The sequence below is a fragment of the Actinoplanes sp. CA-142083 genome, from assembly GCF_050942195.1.
In the GTDB taxonomy this organism is placed as follows: Bacteria; Actinomycetota; Actinomycetes; order Mycobacteriales; family Micromonosporaceae; genus Actinoplanes.
In genome coordinates this window covers 3,146,797-3,165,315 of the sequence record NZ_CP192076.1, presented here as the reverse complement: position 1 = coordinate 3,165,315, position 18,519 = coordinate 3,146,797, and the positions used below count along the sequence as shown (strand labels likewise).

Here is an 18,519-nt window from a genome sequence, read left to right as displayed (position 1 = left end):
GCTGGCCGTCATCGAGGCCATCCCCGGGGCACGTTCATGCCGGTCGTTTCCTGCCGTTGACCCGGCGGCGCAGATTTTGCCCCGTGGCGGCGGCCACCAGGACGAGGAACAGGAACACCAGCACCGTCGCGACGAGCACGGTGGCCGGTCCAGGCCGGGACGGCAAGGGTAGGTCGGGCGGGTCGATGCCGGCCAGCGGGAGGGCCCAGCCGGTCGCCAGCCAGGCGATCAGCGCGGTGACCAGCCCGACCACCGAGGCGATCGCGACCAGGACCGGGTAGGTCCAACTCGTCGCCCGGCCGAGCGGCGCCCGTCGCAGTCCCTGGTTGCGCAGGGCCGACAGGTCTTCGACCCGGCGAGCCCGGTCCACCGCGGCCGCCAGCACCAGCGCTCCCCCGCCGAGCAGGACCGACAGCACGCCGGCCAGGGCGTAGAACCAGAGCGACAGCGCCGGGCCCTGCCGGTCGAGCTGACGGACGACCTGGTCGGTGCGGGTATCGCCGGTGATCTGCAGGCCCTGGGCGGAGAGCCGGTCGACGATGTCGGCCGGCGCGCGCGGGCCCAGCCACACCTGGGGTTCGAGGGCGCGGCCGACGTCGGTGGCGAGGCGGTCGGCCCATTCCAGATCGACCAGGGTCGCGTGGCGGCCCAGCCGCGGCACCGCCGACAGCGTGCCGGCCGGCGTGACCGGCTGCGGGCCGCCGCCCACGCCGGTGATCGAACCGTCGATCGGGGCGGCGCCGGACCAGGCGGCGGGAAGCGGGTACGGCGTGTCGGCCGGGTTGATCCAGGCGCCGCCCAGCAGGCCGTCGGGCGCGTTCAGGGTGATGCTCAGACCGGCCGGGTCGGCGCCGACGGTGCCGTGCCGGGGCATCCGCCAGCGGGCCGGGTCGGTGAGCGGACCGGTCGGGTCGGCCGTGCTGAGCGAGCGGACCACCAGCCGGCCGGTGACCTTGCCGACCGCGCCGCCCTGGACGATCTGGAGGCCGTTGAGCCGGCAGCCCTTCTCGCACGCCGGCACCCGCTGCTGGTAGCGGGACGCTCCGTTGCGGAGCCGGCCGAGCTGGACGAGCGCGTCGCCGGCCCCCGTGGTCGACGAGACCGCGGCCGAGAGCCGGAGGTCCTGATCCGCGTCCAGGCCGCTGCCGGTGACCTCGAGAGCGACCGGTGAGCCAGGGAAGATCAGCGGCGCCGCGGCCTGCGGGTGCAGCCGGCTCGCCAGCCTGTCCGCCGGGATGTCGCCGGACGGCCAGTTCACGACCGCGGCCAGGCGGGTCGCGTCGACGGCGAGGCCGGGCGGCTCGGTGGGGCCGAGCTTGGGCAGCCGGACGACCGCCATCGCGTACCGGCCGTCGGGGTCGACGTTGCGGACCGCGGTCAGCAGCTGGCTGCGGAAGACCGCGTTGCCGACGTCGAGGACCCGGTCGGCGCCGACCCCGAGGCGGGACTGCACGGCCCGGCCACCGTTGGCCACGTCGATGGCGCAGGCGGCATACCCGGCCACGGCGACCGTGGCGACGAGGAGCGCGAAGAGCCGCTGGGCGCCCGGACGGCGGGACAGCTGGAAGGCGGCCAGGGCGGCGGCGAGGTGGCCGCGGTCGAGCGCGCGCACGGCGTACCGGGTGACCGCCGGCAGCAACAGGCGGGCGGCCAGCACCGCGACCGCCAGCATCAGGAAGGCGGGCGCCAGCAGGCCGACACCGGTCAGGGTGCCGTCGGAGAGCACCAGCTGCACCGTGGCCATGACCGCGAGCAGCACGACCACCGCCTCGACGGCCGGCACGCGCGGGCCGGCGACGGCGTTGCGGCGCAGCAGGGTGGCGACCGGGCGGAGCAGCTGCCGGCGCTGGGCGAGGACGGCCGCCGCGAGCGCGGCCAGCGCGGCGTACGGCGCGTACCGCAACGAGCTCCAACCTGGCTCCACGCCGGCGCCGAGGCGGGCGGTCGAGACGGCGTTGACCATCAGTTGGGCGGCGACGCACCCGGCGACCGCGCCCGCCGCCACGGCGGCGACGTTCTCGCCGATCGCGAGCCACCAGCGGGTCCACCAGCGGGCGCCGCGCAGCGCGACCACCGCGAGCTCGGGCTGCCGGGCCTCGGTGCCGTAGCCGACGGCCAGGAAGATGCTGAAGCAGGCGAGCAGCACCAGCGGCACCGCGAGCACGGGCACCAGCAGATGGGCCGCGGCCCGGCCGGTTTCGATCCGGTCGAGCATGGCCGGGATCTCGGTCGTGATCTGCAGCGACGAGCCCAGGTCGGCCGGGTCCGAGTCCAGTGTGGCCAGGCCACCCCGCAGCGCCCCGAGGTTGTCCGGGTCGAGCGCGTCCGGACCGGCCGTGCCGTCGATGGCCTTCGCGGTGTCCCCGTGGTCCATGGTGTCGAACGTGGCCGCGTTGGTGAAGATCGGCTCGCCCGGCCCGAGCCCGGAGACCGCGGTGAAGTACCCGTGCGTGCCCCAGAACGTCGCGTCGGGCGCGGTCACCCGGTAGACCCCGGTGATCACCAGCTGCTTGGGCTTGCCGTCCGGGACGTAGCCGGGCCTGTTCGGATCGTTGCTGTACTTGCCGGCCCGCAGGGTGACCGGCCGGCCGGCCGCCAGGTGCAGGCGGGCGGCGGTCGCCGTCCCGACGATCACCTCGCCCTCGGCGGCCGGGCAGCGGCCGCTGACCATCCGGACGTGCGAGCAGGTGTCCTGGCGGAACACGAACCGGCTGGCGTCCTGCCGGCCCGGTTCGAGGCCGATCGCGGTGAACTCGGCCGCGTAGATATAGGAGAACCCGGGCAGCTCGATCAGGGCCGAGCCGATGTCCTCGAAATCGATCTGGTTGTCGCCGTCCCGGTCGTTCTGCACGCCGACGATGGCCAGGCTGCGCTCGGCCGAGCTCGCGTTGGCGATCTGGCCGACGGCGATCGCCCGGTCGGCCGCGGTCAGATAGGCCGGCGCCGCGACCGCGGCCGCGACCGCGCAGAGCGCGAGCAGCGCCAGGGTGAGAGCCTGGCCGCGGCGGGACCAGAGCATGGCGAGCACGAGCGAGATCACGGGGCTCCCTCGCGAACGCGGCGCAGCAGGGCCAGCGTCGACAGCCAGCCGGCCAGGCCCAGCAGGACCAGGGACACCAGAGCGGCCAGGGCGACCGCGGCGGCGCTCAGCGGGCCCGGCGGGGCGAGCACCGCCCACCCGTCGGAGAAGGGCGGCACCGCGGTACGCGCGAGCGGCCGGGCCAGCGTCGCCGCGATCAGTCCCCCGGCGACGGCGGCGAGGACGAGCCCGGCGGTACCGGCCCAGCTGGCGACGACCGCGGCCCGGTGCGGCAGGCCCTGCACCCGCAGGGCGGTCATCTCGCCGAGACGCGTACGCCAGTCGACTGCCCCGGCGACGGCGATGGAGAGCGCCGCCAGCAGCAATCCGATCGACGTGGCCAGCAGCATGAACCGGGAACCGGCCGACGGGCCCTGGTGCGCCAGCCGGCTTGCCCGGCCGGTGACCGACTCGTCGTGCAGGACGGCCAGCCCGTTGCGCTCGAGCGCCCCGATCACGCCCGGCCCGGCGTCCGGGGAAAGCCAGACCTGGAAGGTGCCCGTCGTCGGGGCGTCGCCGATGATCCGGCGGGTCGCGTCGAGGTCGGCCAGCACCCCGTCGGAGCCGAGCACCGGCAGCGCCCGGGCGGTTCCCGCCACCCGTACCGGGGTGATCCCGTCGCCCAGCAGCGACAGGCCGGGCTCGCCGAACCTCCAGTCGTCCGGCACCGCGCCGCCGAGCACGACCGGCAGCGGCAGCCCGACGTCGACGGCCCAGACCCGGTAGTCGGCCGGGACGGAGCCGGTCAGGTTCTCGTCGACCGCCATCCGGAGTCCGTCCCGCGACGTGTCGATGTCCATCGCGCCACCGGACGCACCGCCCCGCCAGCGGTCGATGTCGGACATCGCCGCGCCGTCCAGCACGGTCGCGGTGGGGTTTTCCTGGGTCAGCCCGCGTACGGTCACCGTGGTCGGGAACTCGGCGGCCCGCGCCCGTTCCAGCGGCCCGGGCGCGGTCACCTCCCAGCGCACGATGCGACAGCCGGGGGCGGCGGTGCAGCCGGTCACCGGAGCGCTCACCGTCTGCTCCCCCGCCCCGAGCACCCCGAAGGAGACCCGGACGGCGACCCCGGTTCCCTCGTGCTGGGCCACGAGCCCGAGGGCGGCGGGCGTATCGCCGGTGTGCGTCACCCGTACGGTCAGCCGGTCACCGGTGATGGACGGCGCCGGCGCCGGACCGGGGTCGTCGGCGGACGCCGACGGCAGGGTCGTCACGGAGCCGAAGTCGGGACGCCAGCGGGCGACCGCGGCGAGCCGGGAGCTGTCGACGGCCAGAACGGCGGGCAGTTGGGTGGTGTCGACGACGACCGCCATCGCCTGCCTTCCCTGCGGGTCGGCGCGACGGACCGCCTCCTGAAGGGCCGTGCGGTTGGTGGCCTGCACGGTGAGCACCCGCTGCGCGCCCAGTTCGGCGGCGCTCCGGATGGCCCGGTGCTCGCCGTCGGCCAGCCACCCGCCCAGCGCCGTGGTGAACATCGCCACCGCCACCACAACCAGCGCGAACAACCGGTCGGCACCGGGCCGCCGGGACATCTGCGCCGCGGTCAGGCCCAGCCGCAGCCGGCCGGACCGCAGGGCCGCGCCGCCACCACGGTCGGCGACCCGGAACAGCAGCCGGGCCAGCAGCACCGCCACCGCCAGGGCGACCAGGGCCGGGGCGGCGAGCGCGAACCCGCCGGCGTCGTTGCCGACCCGGGCCTGATAGATCCCGCCGACCGCGACGGCGAGCAGCAGGAGATCGATCAGTCCGGACTTCCAGTCGCCGCGGGTGGACGTGCTGTGCCGCAGCAGCTCGGCCACCGGCCGCCGCTGGGCCAGCGCCTCCAGCACGGCCAGCACCAGCAGCCCGCCGAGCAGCACCGCCAGGGCCGCGGCGACCGACAGCAGCAGCGCCGACCGCCGATCGGACGGGTTGCCGACCGCCCCCGCGAGCGTCCGGGCCATCAGGAAGCCGAGCGGCAGCCCGGCGATGGCCCCGGCGATCAGCGGGACCAGATGCTGACCCCAGGCCAGCTGGAGCAGGCCGGCCGGGGTGGCGCCGCGGAGCTTCAACAGAGCGGTGTCCCCGCGCCTGTCCCGCGCGGTGTAGCGGCCGGCCAGGCCGATCGCGAACCAGGCCACGATCAGCACCTGCACCAGCGAGACGGTGACCGTGGTGCGCACTGTCGAACGGTCCCGCGCCACCGCGGTCAGCAACGGCCCGCTGGCGTTGATCAGTGACAGCTCCTCGCGCCCCATCCGGGCGCCGGCGGTGTTCAGCACCGACGCGAGGTCGTAGCCGCCGTCGGAGCGCAGGAGCTCCTCGGGCACCTGCACGTCGTACGTGACGGTGGAGTTGGCCAGCGGGGCGAGCCGGAACGTCTCGATCGGCGTGAACACCGGGTCGAAGCCGGTGAGCGCGCGGAACAGGCGGTTGCTCCAGTACGGCCCGTCCGGCTCGACCGGGGTGTAGATCGACACGATCCGGAACCTGACCTGCTGGCCGGCGAGCGAGACCTGTTCGATCGCCTGGTCGCCGGGCCGCAGCCCGAGCCGCTGACTGGCGGTGGCGCTGATCGCCACCTCGCCGGGGGCGGCCGGGCACGGTCCCTGCAGCTGCACGTGGGCGCAGAACTCGTCACGGTAGGCCACCGGCAGGGTGTCGGAACGCAGGCCGCGAATCAGGTTCATGCCCAGGGTCAGACCGGTGACCGGTTCCGCCGACGGCAACGCGACCATGTCGCGGACCTGCCCGACGAACCGGTCGATGGCGGCGCGGGGATCGCCGTCGATGTGGATGTTCTGCCGGACCGACAGCGTGCGCTGCTCGGCCGGGGCGGCGGCGACATCGGCCGCGGCGGCGGAGCTCATGCTCGCGTAGGCGAACCATGGGCCGGCCGCGGCAACCCCGGCGGCCAGAGCGGTGAGGACGAGCATCGTCAGAACCTGCGCGGGACGGGCTCGCACCAGCCCGATGACGAGTCTCCACATCACGTGGGAGCGTACGCCATAGGCACTGGTCGCCGGGGTCCCTTGTGCACAGCCGCCGCGGGCCGAGGCGCTACGGCGCCGTGGCCACGTAGTAGGCCTTGCGGACCTTGTGCGCGGTCAGCGGCCCCGTCTCGCCGCCTGTCTTCACGGTCCAGGCCTTCTTCGACTTGTCGATCCCCTTCGTGGCGGTGCCCCACACCGCCTGGGCCTTCTCGCAGCCGTACCAACCGATCCGGTCCGGATAGTGGCCGCCCCAGCTACCGCCGTTTCGCAGGCGGCAGCGGTCTCCGTTGTCCAGGTCCAGGCGGATCGGCAACGCCTCCTCAGCGTGCGACGCCGGGCCGGTCGGCATGCCGTCCGGTCCGGCCGGGAGCATCTCGACCTTCTTGGCCATCGGGTCGGTCAGGCACAGCATGGTGATTTTGTTGTCGGCCACCCAGCAGGCGTCGGCGCTGGCCGCCACCGGGCTGCAGTAGTAGATGTCGCCGAGGATGGCCGAGGGCGATCCCTCGTTGATCGAGCAGTCGACGCCCGCGGGACCGTTGTCGCCGGTCAGGTCGACCGTCGTCCAGCCCTGGGCGACCTTGCCGGCCTGGGTCACCGGGGCCAGGTTGACGATCGACGTGCCGGGCTCGAGCAGGTCCAGGTAACGCTTGAGCGCGGCGGCGGCCTGCTTCTGGGCGCCCTCGTCGTTGTAGATGTTGCTGTGGCCGCACGGGGCGAACTGCGCCATCAGCGTCGCGTGGCCGAACAGGCCCTCGGCCGAGCTGATGTCGGCGACGATCTGGTGGATCAGCGACGCGTTGGCGGTGGGCAGGACGGCGGCCAGCAGCGCATCCGTGCTGTAGACGCAGCCGATGGTCCTGGTGGTGACGTCGGCCTTCTTCGGGCGGTCGGCGCTCTTGGCCATCGACAGGTAGCCGTTCGAGGACGGCACCGACACCACGCCGTCGGTGTTGAGGTGCTGGTTGTAGAGGGTGATCCCGCCGAACTTGCGGCGGATCGTGACGTCGCCGGCGATCGTGGTGACGGGGGTCGCCGCGGGCAGGTATTTGGGGAGCGGCCACTTGCAGTTCTTGGCCAGGGGCGCGCCGTCGCGGTGCTCACCGAGGCAGATCTGGGCGTCCGAGCCCACCGGCGGCGCGATCGCGGGGCCAAGGCTCTGCTGGACGCCCTGCCACCAGCCGGCCACGCCGGTGTCGCCGAACTCGCTGCCGAGGTACGGGGTGTCGAAGGTGAGCAGCCCGCCGATGTCGGCGCGGGCGTTGCCGGTCGCGGCGTAGAGCGAGGCGAGCCCGCCCATCGAGTGCCCGACCAGGATGACCCGGCCCTCGCCGCCCTTCTTGTAGTACGCCGCCGACACCTTCTCGATGTACTGCGAAAGGCAGCCGGAGACGATCGGGTCGGCGGCCCAGGTGGTGTCCTGGACGCCGTAGTCGAAGTAGAACGGCTGGATCCGGTGGTCGAGCAGGGCGTCGAGCGCCTTGCCGGCCTTCTGCAGCGCGCCGCCGTTGGCCCGCCAGCCGTGGACGAAGATGACCGGCCGGCGGTTGGCGGACTGGTTGCTGCCCGGATCGGTGGGTTTGCCCTGGCAGCTGGGAGCAGCGGCGGAAGCCGGCGCGGCGAGCGGCAGGACGGCCAGCACGCTCAGGACCATCAGGGCCAGCCCGCGGCGGATCATGCGGGCCTCCCGTCGACGAGCTTCCACTGCGATGACACGTACGTGAGGGTGAAGAGCCACTCGCCGGCCGGGTTCTCCACATGGCCGCGCACCGTGGCGGTCTGCCCGTCGATGTACGTGAACGTGGACAGGTCGAAGCTGATCGTCCCCAGCGCCGCCAACTGCTGGGCCGCGTTCGGGTCCAGCTGCTGGCCGCTCGGCATGGCGATGGCCGCGCGGACCCCGGCCTCCGTGCCGGCCTTGAGCTGACCGGCCAGCGCGACCGCGCTCGGGCTGCTGAGCGGGGCGGCGCTGGGAACGACGGCGGCCGGGGTCGTCGCCGCGGCGGCAGGCTTGTGATGGGCGCTGCAGCCGGCCAGCGCGGCGATGACCACCGCGGCCGCCAGTGCGCCTCGAAGGGGACGTAGATCCACCGCCCTACCTTCGGCGGACCCGCGGGAACCGCGCCAGGCCCGAGAGTCGCCATTGAGCCGCGAGTCGGCTATCAGGTCATGACAGGTCGGGTGATGACTGGAAGTGGAGGTCGATGACGACCTTTCCGTGTACGTGCCGGCCGGCTTGAAGCTGGACGGCGGCGCTGATCTGCTCGACCGGGAAGGTTGCCGCGATGGGCACCCGAAGCTGACCCGCCGCGACCAGGCGAGCAATCTCCTCGATGGCGCCGGGGGCGGCGTTGGCACCGTTTGCCGAGGTGATTCCGTCGATCCGTGCGGCGATGGTGGTGATGCGCTCGTCCGGAACGCCAAGTTCTCTCGCCGCGTGCACCGTCTCCGTTCCGAACAGGTCGATGGCCGCGGCGATGCCGCCGGGAGCCAGGGCACGGAGCCGGTCGACCAGGCCGTCGCCATAGGTGACCGGCTCGGCTCCAAGGGCACGCAGAGCATCGGCCGACGTCGCCGATCCCGTCCCGATCACCCGCGCGCCCGCGAGGCGAGCGAGCTGCACGGCGAACACGCCGACACCGCCGCCCGCGCCACCGATGAGCAACGTGTCGCCCGGGCCAGGGTTGACAACGGCGAGCGCGGCGGCGGCTGTGCACCCCGCTATGGCAAGGGTGGCGGCCGTGCGGTCGTCGATGCCGTCGGGCGTACGGTGTGCGTCGCCGCCGACCGCGATGGTTCCCGCCACGTCTATCACTACGTGGTCGGCGACCGCGCGGGAGAGGGCGCCGCCGAACACGCGGTCGCCGGCGGCGAACTCGGTCACGCCGTCACCGACCTGATCCACGACCCCGGCATAGTCGGTTCCGAACCTGGACGGCAGGCTCAAGCCGAATCGGGTGGCGGTCTCCGCGTCGGAGGTCATGAACCAGTCCATCGGGTTCAGTCCCGCCGCGCTGACTCGTACGCGAATCTGCCCTGGACCGGCTTGCGGTGCCGGCACCTCGCGAAGTCGCAGAAGCTCGGGGCCGCCGAACGACTCGAGCAGAATCGCCCGGCTCACGGTCGCCGGCGTGGTGACGCTGGGTCGTTGCGTGTTCACTTGTCTCCTCGAGCGACTACCGATGGCAACGAGAAGCGGACTATGCTCCGTTTCCAACAGGCACCGTACCACAACCGGAGCGTGATCCGTTTTGGCCGAGCCGGAAGCTCGCGTGCTGCGGGCGGATGCGACGCGCAACCGCAACCAGCTGCTCGAAGTCGCGACCCGCGTGTTCGTCGCGGCCGACACCGAACCGTCGATGCGGGCGATCGCACGCGAAGCCGGAGTCGGCATCGCCACGCTCTACCGGCACTTCCCCACCCGCGAGTCCCTCGTCGACGCGGTCTACCGCGATCAGGTCGCGCGCCTCACCACCGGCGCCCGCGAGCTACTCGCCGAGCTTCCCCCGCCCGCGGCGCTGCGACGCTGGATGGAGCTGTTCGGGGACTGGATCGCGACCAAGAACGGCATGCTCGACACGCTGCTCACCATGATCGAATCTGGCGAGATCGCCCATACCCAGACCCAGACCGAGTTGCTCGCGGCCATCGACGAAATCCTCACCGCCGGCCGGGTGACCGGCGAACTCCGCGCCGACGTGACCGCCGAGGACATCGCCGCCGGCCTCATCGGCATCTTCACCGTGGCCCGCCCGCCCGAGCACGCCGCCAGGGCGAGCCGCCTGCTGAACATCCTGATGGACGGCCTCCAAAGCGGGACGGATTCCGGACAGGCCGCCGAGGTGGATGTGTCCATGAACTGACGGTGGGGGACGTGGCGGCGCCGCTACGCTCCTGCTCGATTCCAGATCTTCGAAACGGGGGCGTAGCGATGGATCGGATCGGTCGGCGGACCCTATTGGTCGGCGGTGTGTTGAGCGCGGCGACGGTGGGGTTGCCCGGCCGCGCCACCGCCCGGCAAGCCGCCTGGAAGTTCCCGGAGCACCGGAGTACCGCCCAGCTCGCCGCGGACCGGGCCCATGCCGTACGGCAGATGCGCGCACTGTCCGGCGCGCCGGAGCGGGCCCGGCAGATCCTCGATCGGCTCCAGGCGCGGCAGGCAGCCACGCCGGGAGTGCCGTTCGACCGCTACCGGAACCCGTCCGGCGCCGAGGTGCTGGTCGCCCGCGGACAGCTGAGCGTGAGCACCCGCGGTGGGGCCCTGCCCAGCATCATCCACAGTGCCCAGACTCCGGCCGCCCTGCGGGAGCGGGGCATCGACGCCGCACCCCACCTCATCGTCCCGCTGGGCTACGTCATCAAAGCCGACGACCATCCTCACGGCACCGAACCGCTGGCTCCGCCGACGGCGGTCACGCCCGCGCCCGTACGGGTGGCGCTGGTCGACACCGGCATAGCCGCCGCGGCGCGCAACGACGGCTGGCTCGCCCGCGCCGTGGGGCACGCCGATCCGCTCGACATCATGCCCGCGGCGGGCCGGCTCGACTGGGGAGCCGGCCACGGCACGTTCACCGCCGGCATCGTGCAGCGGGTGGCGCCGCGCTGCGAGATAGTGGCCTACCGCTTCACCGGCGGCGACGGCCTCGGCACCGACACCGACGTCGCCACCGCGCTCCTCGCGGCGGCGGCCGACGGGCACCGGGCCGGCGTTCCGACCATCATCAACGCGTCGCTGGGCTCGCCCGCGGCCGACGGCACCCCGCCGCCGGCGATGCGCGCCGCCGTCGAGCACATCGCCGCCGCCTATCCCGACGTCCTCATCGTCGCCGCCGCCGGAAACATGGGCAACGCCGAGCCGGTCTATCCCGCCGCCTTCGACCAGGTGGTCGCGGTCGGCGCGCTGACCGACGACCTCCAGCCGGCGCCGTTCTCCAGCCGCGGGCCCTGGCTCACGTGCTCGACTGTTGGCGTCGGCGTGGTCTCGCCGTTCGTCGCGGGGGTCTACCCACCGGAGCGCGACCCGAGCCAGCCCGACCAGACCTTCGGAGCGGACGCCTGGGCGATGTGGACCGGCACCTCCTTCGCCGCGCCCCAGATCAGCGGCGCGGTCGCCCGGCTCTGCTACGAGCAGCCCGGCCTCACCCCGCGCGCCGCCCTCGAACTGCTCCTGGCCGGCCGGCCACACCTGACCGGCCACGGCCGGGTCCTGCGCCTGCTTCCCGGCACACCCACGGCCTGACCGGAGGGAAACTCATGTCTCGTACGTTCCGCGCGCTGCTCGCCCTCACGGCGTTCGCCATGCTGCTCTACACGGTGGGGGCCCCGCACTACAGCGCCGGCTGACCGTTCGAACCGCGTCCGGGTGGGCTCCGCCGGCGTTGTTCAGGGGGAGAGCGGTCGATCAGCCGATCGATCCGCGCGATCTTGAAGAGGAACTCCCCCCATGAACGAGAGCACATCAACCGTGGTCAAGAAGGGCCGAGGCCGGCGCTACGCCCTCGCCGCCGCCGTTGCGACTGTCGTCGCCGGCGGTGTCGCCGCCGTTGGCGTCGCCAACGCGGACACCACGCCGACGCCCTCGAATCCCTACATCGTCGCCCCTCCCGGCGATTCGCTGGGCGGCGGTGAGGCCACGAAGATCCAGGTCGCCGGCCGGACCTTCTCGGGCACGGCGGTGCCGTCGAACGCCACCGGCGCGGTCGTCAAGATCACCAGCATCAACCCCGCGTCCTCGGGTAGCCTGACCGTCTACACGACCGGCAACCGGCCGACCGGCGCGGCGACCGTCAGCTACCGGCGGGGTCAGAGCGCGTCCGGCACGGCGACCGTCCCGCTGGACAGCCGGGGACGGCTCACCGTCTACAGCTCGGCGCGGACACGGTTCACCCTGCAGTTGCAGTCGTACAGCACACCAACCACCATCCCGGTGTGCACCGCGACGATCTCGACGATCTCGCCCAGCGTCAAGACGCTGACGCAGGTCGGCGGCAGCATTCGCGCCGGGGCCACCGACTTCGGCAGCGTGAACCTGCCGGCGGGCACCTACGACGCCCGCGTCATCGGTGGCTTCACGGGCTTCAACAACAACGACACCTGGCTGCCGTCCGGCGTGTTCCTGACCGGCACGATGACCGTCGTCAAGGGCGCGACGATCAACTCCGACTTCACCAACAACGTCACCGCGGGTGGCGTGATGATCCCCAAGTCGGACAGCGCCACCCTGACTCAGGACCCGACGCTGGCGATCTCCACGTTCCTGGTTCTGGACGCGCCCACCGAGGTGCACATCAAGATGTTCGCCTACGCGTCCAACAGCGGGACGGCCGGATCGGGTCAGGTCAAGGCCAACGTGCAGAGCGCGCAGTTCCGCAAGGTCTGCTGACCGGGCCCCTGCGTTGACGTGTGCTTCACCCGCGAGCCCCGGGGTGAAGCACACGTCACTAGGCTGGGGTCGAGTGGAATGAGGTGCCGCCATCGACTCGCTGCCGGTTGTCGACGTGTCCCCGCTGGTGCGGTGGTCCGGACCGGCCGCGCGCGGGGTGGCCGGCGAGATCGAGCGAGCCTGCCGCGACAGCGGCTTCTTCTACGTCGTCGGCCACGGCGTACCGGACGACCTGCTCGATGGCCTCGACGCCGCCGGCCGGCGGTTCTTCGGCCTGCCGGTGGCGGACAAGATGGAGATCGCCATGCGGCACGGCGGTCCGGCTTGGCGGGGCTACTTCCCGATGGGCGCCGAGCTGACCTCCGGCCGGCCGGACCGCAAGGAAGGTCTGTACTTCGGGGCGGAGCTCGATGCCGGCGACCCCCGGGTACGCGCCGGCGTGCCGCTGCACGGCGGCAACCTCTTTCCCCGTCAGGTGCCCGAGCTACGGGAGGCGGTGCTCGAGTACCTCGCGACGCTCACCGCGACCGGGCAGGCCGTGCTGCGCGGCGTCGCGCTCAGCCTGGACCTGGACGCTGACTACTTCGCCAACGGGTACACGGCCGACCCGACGGTGCTGTTCCGGATCTTCCACTATCCGCCCTCGCCACCGGGGAGCGACGACTGGGGAGTCGGCAAGCACACCGATTACGGCCTGCTCACCCTGCTGGCCCAGGACGCCAACGGCGGTCTGCAGGTACGGTCGGCCAACGGCTGGATCGACGCGCCCCCGGTTCCCGGCGCTTTCGTCTGCAACATCGGCGACATGCTCGACCGGCTGACCGGCGGCTGGTACCGGTCCACTCCGCACCGCGTCCGTAACCTCAGCGGCCGGGACCGGCTGTCCTTCCCGTTCTTCCTCGACCCGGACTTCACCGCCGAGATCCCCCCGCTACCCCGACGCGCGGCGAGCGACCCGGACGGCGTTCCCCGCTGGGACGGTCAGGACCTCCAAGCTTTCACCGGCACGTACGGCGAATACCTGATCAACAAGGTGTCCCACGTCTTCCCCCAACTGCGCGGCGAGATCAACCCGAACGAATAGCGCGGGCGTTGCCTTGCGCGATAGCCCGCACCAACGGAGTCCACGCGACGGCCCGCATGAACCCGCCGGCGGATAGGTCACCGCCGGCGATAAAACCGCGAGGAAGTTCTGCCGGGCACGTCCTTCGGGCGGCGGAGGCACCCGCCGCGTGGACCGTGCGGTCGGCGAGGCGCGCGTGCTGGCCCGCGAGCGCGAGGGCCGGACTCGAGCGATGGTCAGCAAGGCATCCGGGCCGAGGCGATCACTGGCCGGAGGCCAAGATGTTCTCAGGCCACCTTGCGACCGTCCCCGGGGCCGCGCCACCGTGCCCAGCCAGCACCGCCGACCGCGCCTGCTATCAAGAGCGTCCCATCGGACGGGCTAGGTGTTCTGCCCAGAGAGGTCGGGCACGCGGCTGGCGGGTGATCCGCCGATGGCGGTGTGGTGGCGGTGGTGATTGTAGGCGTGTAGCCAGCCGGGTAGGGCTCTGCGTCGGGCTTTTCGCTGGTGTGGGGTTTGGCGTAGGCCCATTCGTCGGTCAGGGTGCGGTGGAAGCGAACTGCCCTGGCGTCTCTTGGACTTCCTGGACGATGCCCACCGGCGCGGGGTTCTGCGCCGGGTCGGCTCGTCCTACCAGTTTCGTCACGTACGGATTCGCGAATACCTGGCCGGTCGGTGAACGGGGCGGATCACGCCCTGCCGTTTGGCGGTCGGCCGCCCAGGCGCCAGCGTATTCGGAGCTCGCTAACTCCGCTCCATCTGCGCGCTCCGCCGGCCAATGGCTTCAGCCAATTGATCGAGATCGCTCTGCACGAGATGATTGCGGACGAGAATGTGCACGAAGCGGTATTCACCGTCAGTGCGCAGTAGGACACACCGATCGACCGCATACCGAAGGAATCGGCGACGCCAGGGCATCGCGTCGCCGACGAGGCCTTGAAGTACGGAGACCAGCGGAGACCTGAAGACAACGATGGCCACTTGTCCGATGAGGACCGCCGGCAATACGGATCCGGCACAGCCAAGCAGCGTCAGGGCGAAGTATGGGCTGGCATCCGCACCGAGGTAGTAGGCGACGCATGCCGCAAACAGGGGAAGCAGTCCACCGTGTCGACGCCAGATCATCGATCTCAAGTGCTGGCCGTGGGGCCCAGATTGGGTTCGGAACGATAGGACGTGCATTACTGCGGTCCCGATTGCGATGATTAGCAGGCCAAGTGCGTATCCGCGGAGAGCCGGCTCCGGTCGGATGAACGCGGCGATCCCTGCGGCCAAGCCTGTGGCGCCGCCCGCCAGAAGCGCCGTTGCCCGATCTTCACTGTCGAACAGGATCATGGCGGCCGCAATGCCCACCGTCACGAACAGGAGACCGATCAAGTCCTTCATCAGCGTTTCGTGCAAAAATCTCAGCGCAGTTTCAAAGTGTTCAGCCGCGATCACCGCACCCAACGCGAGCCCGACCCCGATACCAGCAGCCGCTACCAGCGCAAGTCCTACTCGAAACGCTCCGGGACGGCCCGGCCGTCGAGGCGCGGCAGACGCGTCATTGAGCCTGCGGAAGACGAGAAGACCGCTGAATGCCGAGACCATTCCCGTTACTACATCGGTCCGGGCGGTTATCAAGAATGTGGCTGCGGCCATGAAGCTCACGGCTGCAACAGGCATCACGATCATGCTGGCAAACCATGCCGTCCGCCGCGGCAGAACCACTTCCCATGTGTCGACGTCGGGATGACGCACGATTGGTCCGTCGCCAAGGCGGATCGAGGTCGCCGCGAGAATCCGCAAAGAGTGTAAAACGTCGAGGGCTTGATACTTGGCCCGTGGGTGTACTCGCCGTGCGATGACCTCGACCAGATATGCGTCGAAGAGTTCCCGCCGCCGTGCGTTCGTGCCGATGTTGCGAGCCAGGGGGCCAATCCTGCCGCCGCCGTAGGCCAACGCCATGATGTTCATCATCAGCGGAGTGGTCAGCAATTCCATGAGTTCGGGGTCAGTGTTCAGTACGTCGGCTACAGCATGAACATCGTCGACAGTCGCTGATGTCACGTAGGCGATTACCTGCTCCGGCGTCAGAGGTCGGATTGCGAGGGCTCCTTGGAGGCGCAGTTGCTGCCTCAGTCGCTCGTAGTCATTTTCCCGGCAGCACACGACGAGATCTCTGATTGGATAGTGAGCAGTCAGTCGGTTGATGAGAGTGATGCATTGCTCCTGGCTCGCGGGCAGCACCTCGTCGAGACCGTCGAGAAGTAGACCTAGGCGGCCCGCAGTCAGCCAGGCCTGCGCGACTGTTGCCGGAATCTTGAATCGCCGATGAATAGTGTCCAATAACCAGTCGAGGAACTGCTTGTCGTCCTCCTCGGTCGTCTGCCTTTCACGGAAGCCGGTCGGGGAGGCTTGTACCCAATCCGGCATCGGCAGTTTACGCGGCCAGAATCGACGTAGTAACCAGAAGGCATCGGTACGGCCGAGGCCCTGCTTCGTCATGTCGGCCCACTCGGCCAAGTCGATGACCACCGGAACGACCGCGCCGGTTTGGTCTTGGTCCTCGGCGAGCGAGGCCGCCAGGTCCAGGAGCAATGTGGTCTTGCCTGCGCCGGGCGCCCCTAGAATCAGCATGACACCCTGCAGTTCGTCGTAGATCTTTCGAATGGGTGTGCCCGGCTCGATGGTCAGCTCGTTGCTCTGGACTCGCTGTACCAGATTCGCGGGAGGGGCTACCGCGTCCGGGCGTTCGTCGAATCCGAGCTCGATGCGGGCACGCTGCGCGAGAGACCCCTCAATCCGCTGCTGAACGTACTTCCGAACCTGCTCCATCGCATTTCGTGCATTGCGAGGGTGATCGATTCGATGCGGGTCTATCGGTGTGATCAGCCCTCGAACCCGAGGCCATAGAGTCAGCGCCACCAAAACGATGAATAGCGCCGCCACCGCCGCCCACTGGAGTTTACCCCCATTGGAACGGAGCGACGTGAGCGTACCGCCGGTCAAAATGTTGATCAAGATGGGAAGCGCTACTGCGGACAAAGCAGTGACGATGACGGCTTGAGCGACTCTCTTCACACTCACCCTCGCTGCGGACCCACATGTCACTACGATGTCGACCGGCCCGCAGAGTGCGAGGCTTCACCTCAGCAAACCAAAGGTGCAGCCACGCCAGCAATCACCGTGGCCAACTTGTCCCGGCTGAGTTCGGCGATACAGCGGAGCGCCCCTGGGCAACCCGGCTCGGCCGCGGCTGCCTCCAACCGCCGGGTTCACAGCAAGACGGCGCAGCCCGAACGCCGCTCGAGCTCCCGCTGCCGAAGGACGCAACAATCAACCTGCTCGGCCAACCTTGCCCGCCGAAGGCGCCCACGTGCAGGCCGCTGACAGTCTGACCTGGCGACCGGCGTCCGTTGGAAGGCTGATCCGAGTTCGCATTGGTTCTCGAAATCAGTGCTCCAATATGTGTTCGCTCATGCGCGACCGGTGTTCTACCGTGGTGATCAGCACCGAGCACATCCACCGATCCGGGAGTTCCGATGATGTCGTGGCGAAGGTTCACCCAGCGGCAACAGCCGCTCGGCGAGACCGTCATGACCTGTATCGAGCGACCGGTCCACCTAAGCGGCCCCGGCCACTACCAGGCCCGGCACCGGTGGTGCGGCTAGCCTTCAACCCGCTAGCAACCGCGCCGCCCATCCCACCGGGACCGGGCGGCGTTCTCGTGTCTACGACGAGCAGCTCAGCAAGCATCTGATGGTCCTGTGGAGCTGTCGGCAAAGCTCACCTGGCCCTCAACCAGGAGAACGTCGGTTCGAGCCCGACCAGGACTGCTGGAAGCGCCGGTTCGACTCCGGTCCGTCACCGCAAGCGGGATCGCCGACGATGGAGAGTCGGGGCCGGCTGTAAACCGGTCGCTTCGCTGAGGGGGTTCGAATCCCTCATCCCGCACCATGGCACGTCTGGTCCGTATGCCCGAGTGGTCAAGGGCTCCGCCCGCAACGCGGGTGTTCGCCGGTTCGATTCCGGCTACGGACTCCACGCTCATGCGATCTTCCGCTGTGGCGCTGCCGGACTTCTATTTCTTCGTACCTATTCAAGTTGATCACTTGAACTCGGGAGCGAGGTGTGGTGGAGTGCACACCGGCCAAGCCAGGATCCGCTCGCCGGGCGCCGGCGGGCACGGAGGGGATGACAAACGTGGGTTCCGTTGCCGGTGTCAATGTCAAAGAATATTGGGACAAAGGCTTCACCATCGTACGGGGGCTGTACTCGCCCGAGGAGATCGAGGACTTCCGCAAGCGCTCCCTGGCGTCGGTGGGCAAGCACGGCGGCGATCTCCTGTCGCACCCCGAGCTGAGCAGTGTGATCACCGACGGGCGCATGCTGGACGTCGCCAAGCAGATCCTGGATCGCGACGACGTCGTCTACTACGGCGACAGCATCGTCGCGATCCGCGAGGGCACCCCCGGCTTCCACAAGGACAACACCGACAAGTTCGACGGCAAGGCCCCGGACTGGCGGTCGCCCTACACCCAGATCCGGCTGGGCATCTATCTGCAGGACCACTACAGCCATTCCGGTGGCCTCAATGTGCGCGAGGGCTCGCACAACAAGGTCAACACCACCGAGGGCCGGGTGCGACAGCTGCGTACCCGCGTGGGTGATCTTGGCGTTTGGAACATGCGCGTATCGCACAGCGCGGCCGGCACCATTCTGCGACGGCCGCTCAATTTCGTGCAGCCGCATTTCAACGACGTCAAGCGGTACCCGAAATGGCTGCTCGCGCCGAAGGACGGGCAGCGGATCGCGCTGTTCGCCGCGCTGGGCGCCGACGACGAGCACCTCGCCCGGTACGTCGACTACCTCAAGACCCGGCAGTACATGATCCAGGTCTGGCAGCGGTCGAAGTACTCCGACGAGACGCTCGCCGAGGCCGAGGCGATCGGGCTGCGGGTGCGCAACACGCCGGCCGAGATCGTGGGCGTCGAGGGCCTCGGGCAGAACGTCGAATACAAGCCGATCCCGTACTGAGCCC

General features: G+C 70.4%; 11 protein-coding genes, 3 tRNA genes and 1 pseudogene. 8 read left to right on the top strand and 7 right to left on the bottom strand.

Features of this window, described 5'->3' with window-relative positions:
* Positions 1–34: 34 nt before the first annotated feature.
* The 5 genes from ACQPZX_RS14515 to ACQPZX_RS14495 all read right to left on the bottom strand — a co-directional run bounded on the left by ACQPZX_RS14515 (position 35) and on the right by ACQPZX_RS14495 (position 9,211).
* Positions 35–3,040 (bottom strand): FtsX-like permease family protein, encoded by a 3,006-nt coding sequence (locus ACQPZX_RS14515; protein WP_433380013.1) that lies wholly within the window; start codon positions 3,038–3,040, stop codon positions 35–37.
* Positions 3,037–6,048 (bottom strand): FtsX-like permease family protein, encoded by a 3,012-nt coding sequence (locus tag ACQPZX_RS14510; protein ID WP_433380010.1) that lies wholly within the window; start codon positions 6,046–6,048, stop codon positions 3,037–3,039. Before ACQPZX_RS14510 ends, ACQPZX_RS14515 begins: the two co-directional genes overlap by 4 nt.
* A 70-nt stretch (positions 6,049–6,118) precedes the next feature.
* Positions 6,119–7,729 (bottom strand): lipase family alpha/beta hydrolase, encoded by a 1,611-nt coding sequence (locus ACQPZX_RS14505; protein WP_433380007.1) that lies wholly within the window; start codon positions 7,727–7,729, stop codon positions 6,119–6,121.
* On the bottom strand, positions 7,726–8,142 hold the full coding sequence (locus tag ACQPZX_RS14500) for a hypothetical protein (RefSeq protein WP_433380004.1): 417 nt from the start codon (positions 8,140–8,142) through the stop codon (positions 7,726–7,728). Before ACQPZX_RS14500 ends, ACQPZX_RS14505 begins: the two co-directional genes overlap by 4 nt.
* Positions 8,143–8,218: 76 nt before the next feature.
* The gene (locus ACQPZX_RS14495; RefSeq protein WP_433380001.1) at positions 8,219–9,211 is read right to left on the bottom strand and encodes an NADP-dependent oxidoreductase; all 993 of its coding nucleotides are present in this window, start codon (positions 9,209–9,211) and stop codon (positions 8,219–8,221) included.
* Positions 9,212–9,302: 91 nt separating this feature from the next.
* Between ACQPZX_RS14495 and ACQPZX_RS14490 the strand changes: the two genes are divergently transcribed.
* The 4 genes from ACQPZX_RS14490 to ACQPZX_RS14475 all read left to right on the top strand — a co-directional run bounded on the left by ACQPZX_RS14490 (position 9,303) and on the right by ACQPZX_RS14475 (position 13,517).
* Complete coding sequence (locus ACQPZX_RS14490) at positions 9,303–9,914, top strand: TetR/AcrR family transcriptional regulator (protein ID WP_433379998.1); 612 nt, start codon at positions 9,303–9,305, stop codon at positions 9,912–9,914.
* Between the two features lie 107 nt (positions 9,915–10,021).
* Positions 10,022–11,290 (top strand): S8 family peptidase, encoded by a 1,269-nt coding sequence (locus ACQPZX_RS14485; protein WP_433379995.1) that lies wholly within the window; start codon positions 10,022–10,024, stop codon positions 11,288–11,290.
* Positions 11,291–11,494: 204 nt separating this feature from the next.
* A complete protein-coding gene (locus tag ACQPZX_RS14480; RefSeq protein WP_433379992.1) occupies positions 11,495–12,433 on the top strand; it encodes a hypothetical protein in 939 nt (312 codons plus the stop codon).
* 115 nt (positions 12,434–12,548) lie between these two features.
* Positions 12,549–13,517, top strand: a complete 969-nt coding sequence (locus ACQPZX_RS14475) for an isopenicillin N synthase family dioxygenase (RefSeq protein ID WP_433379989.1) — start codon at positions 12,549–12,551, stop codon at positions 13,515–13,517.
* Positions 13,518–13,877: 360 nt separating this feature from the next.
* Here ACQPZX_RS14475 and ACQPZX_RS14470 read toward each other — a convergent pair.
* Both ACQPZX_RS14470 and ACQPZX_RS14465 read right to left on the bottom strand, forming a co-directional pair.
* A pseudogene (locus tag ACQPZX_RS14470) lies at positions 13,878–14,086 on the bottom strand (integrase core domain-containing protein); the annotation flags it as partial.
* A gap of 154 nt (positions 14,087–14,240) precedes the next feature.
* Entirely contained in the window at positions 14,241–16,559 is a 2,319-nt protein-coding gene (locus ACQPZX_RS14465; RefSeq protein ID WP_433379986.1) for an NACHT domain-containing protein, read from the bottom strand.
* A gap of 680 nt (positions 16,560–17,239) precedes the next feature.
* Here ACQPZX_RS14465 and ACQPZX_RS14460 point away from each other — a divergent pair.
* The 4 genes from ACQPZX_RS14460 to ACQPZX_RS14445 all read left to right on the top strand — a co-directional run bounded on the left by ACQPZX_RS14460 (position 17,240) and on the right by ACQPZX_RS14445 (position 18,515).
* A tRNA-Glu gene (locus ACQPZX_RS14460) sits at positions 17,240–17,314 on the top strand.
* A 37-nt stretch (positions 17,315–17,351) separates the two neighbouring features.
* Positions 17,352–17,435 (top strand) — tRNA-Tyr (locus ACQPZX_RS14455).
* An 11-nt stretch (positions 17,436–17,446) separates the two neighbouring features.
* Positions 17,447–17,522: transfer RNA gene (locus ACQPZX_RS14450), tRNA-Cys, on the top strand.
* A 159-nt stretch (positions 17,523–17,681) separates the two neighbouring features.
* Complete coding sequence (locus ACQPZX_RS14445; RefSeq protein WP_433379983.1) at positions 17,682–18,515, top strand: hypothetical protein; 834 nt, start codon at positions 17,682–17,684, stop codon at positions 18,513–18,515.
* Positions 18,516–18,519: the final 4 nt, after the last annotated feature.

What these genes read in the sequence shown, in the direction of transcription:
- ACQPZX_RS14510 (WP_433380010.1), bottom strand. Translation starts at nt 6,048, where the DNA reads ATGTGGAGACTCGTCATCGGGCTGGTGCGAGCCCGTCCCGCGCAGGTT.
- ACQPZX_RS14505 (WP_433380007.1), bottom strand. Translation starts at nt 7,729, where the DNA reads ATGATCCGCCGCGGGCTGGCCCTGATGGTCCTGAGCGTGCTGGCCGTC.
- ACQPZX_RS14480 (WP_433379992.1), top strand. Translation starts at nt 11,495, where the DNA reads ATGAACGAGAGCACATCAACCGTGGTCAAGAAGGGCCGAGGCCGGCGC.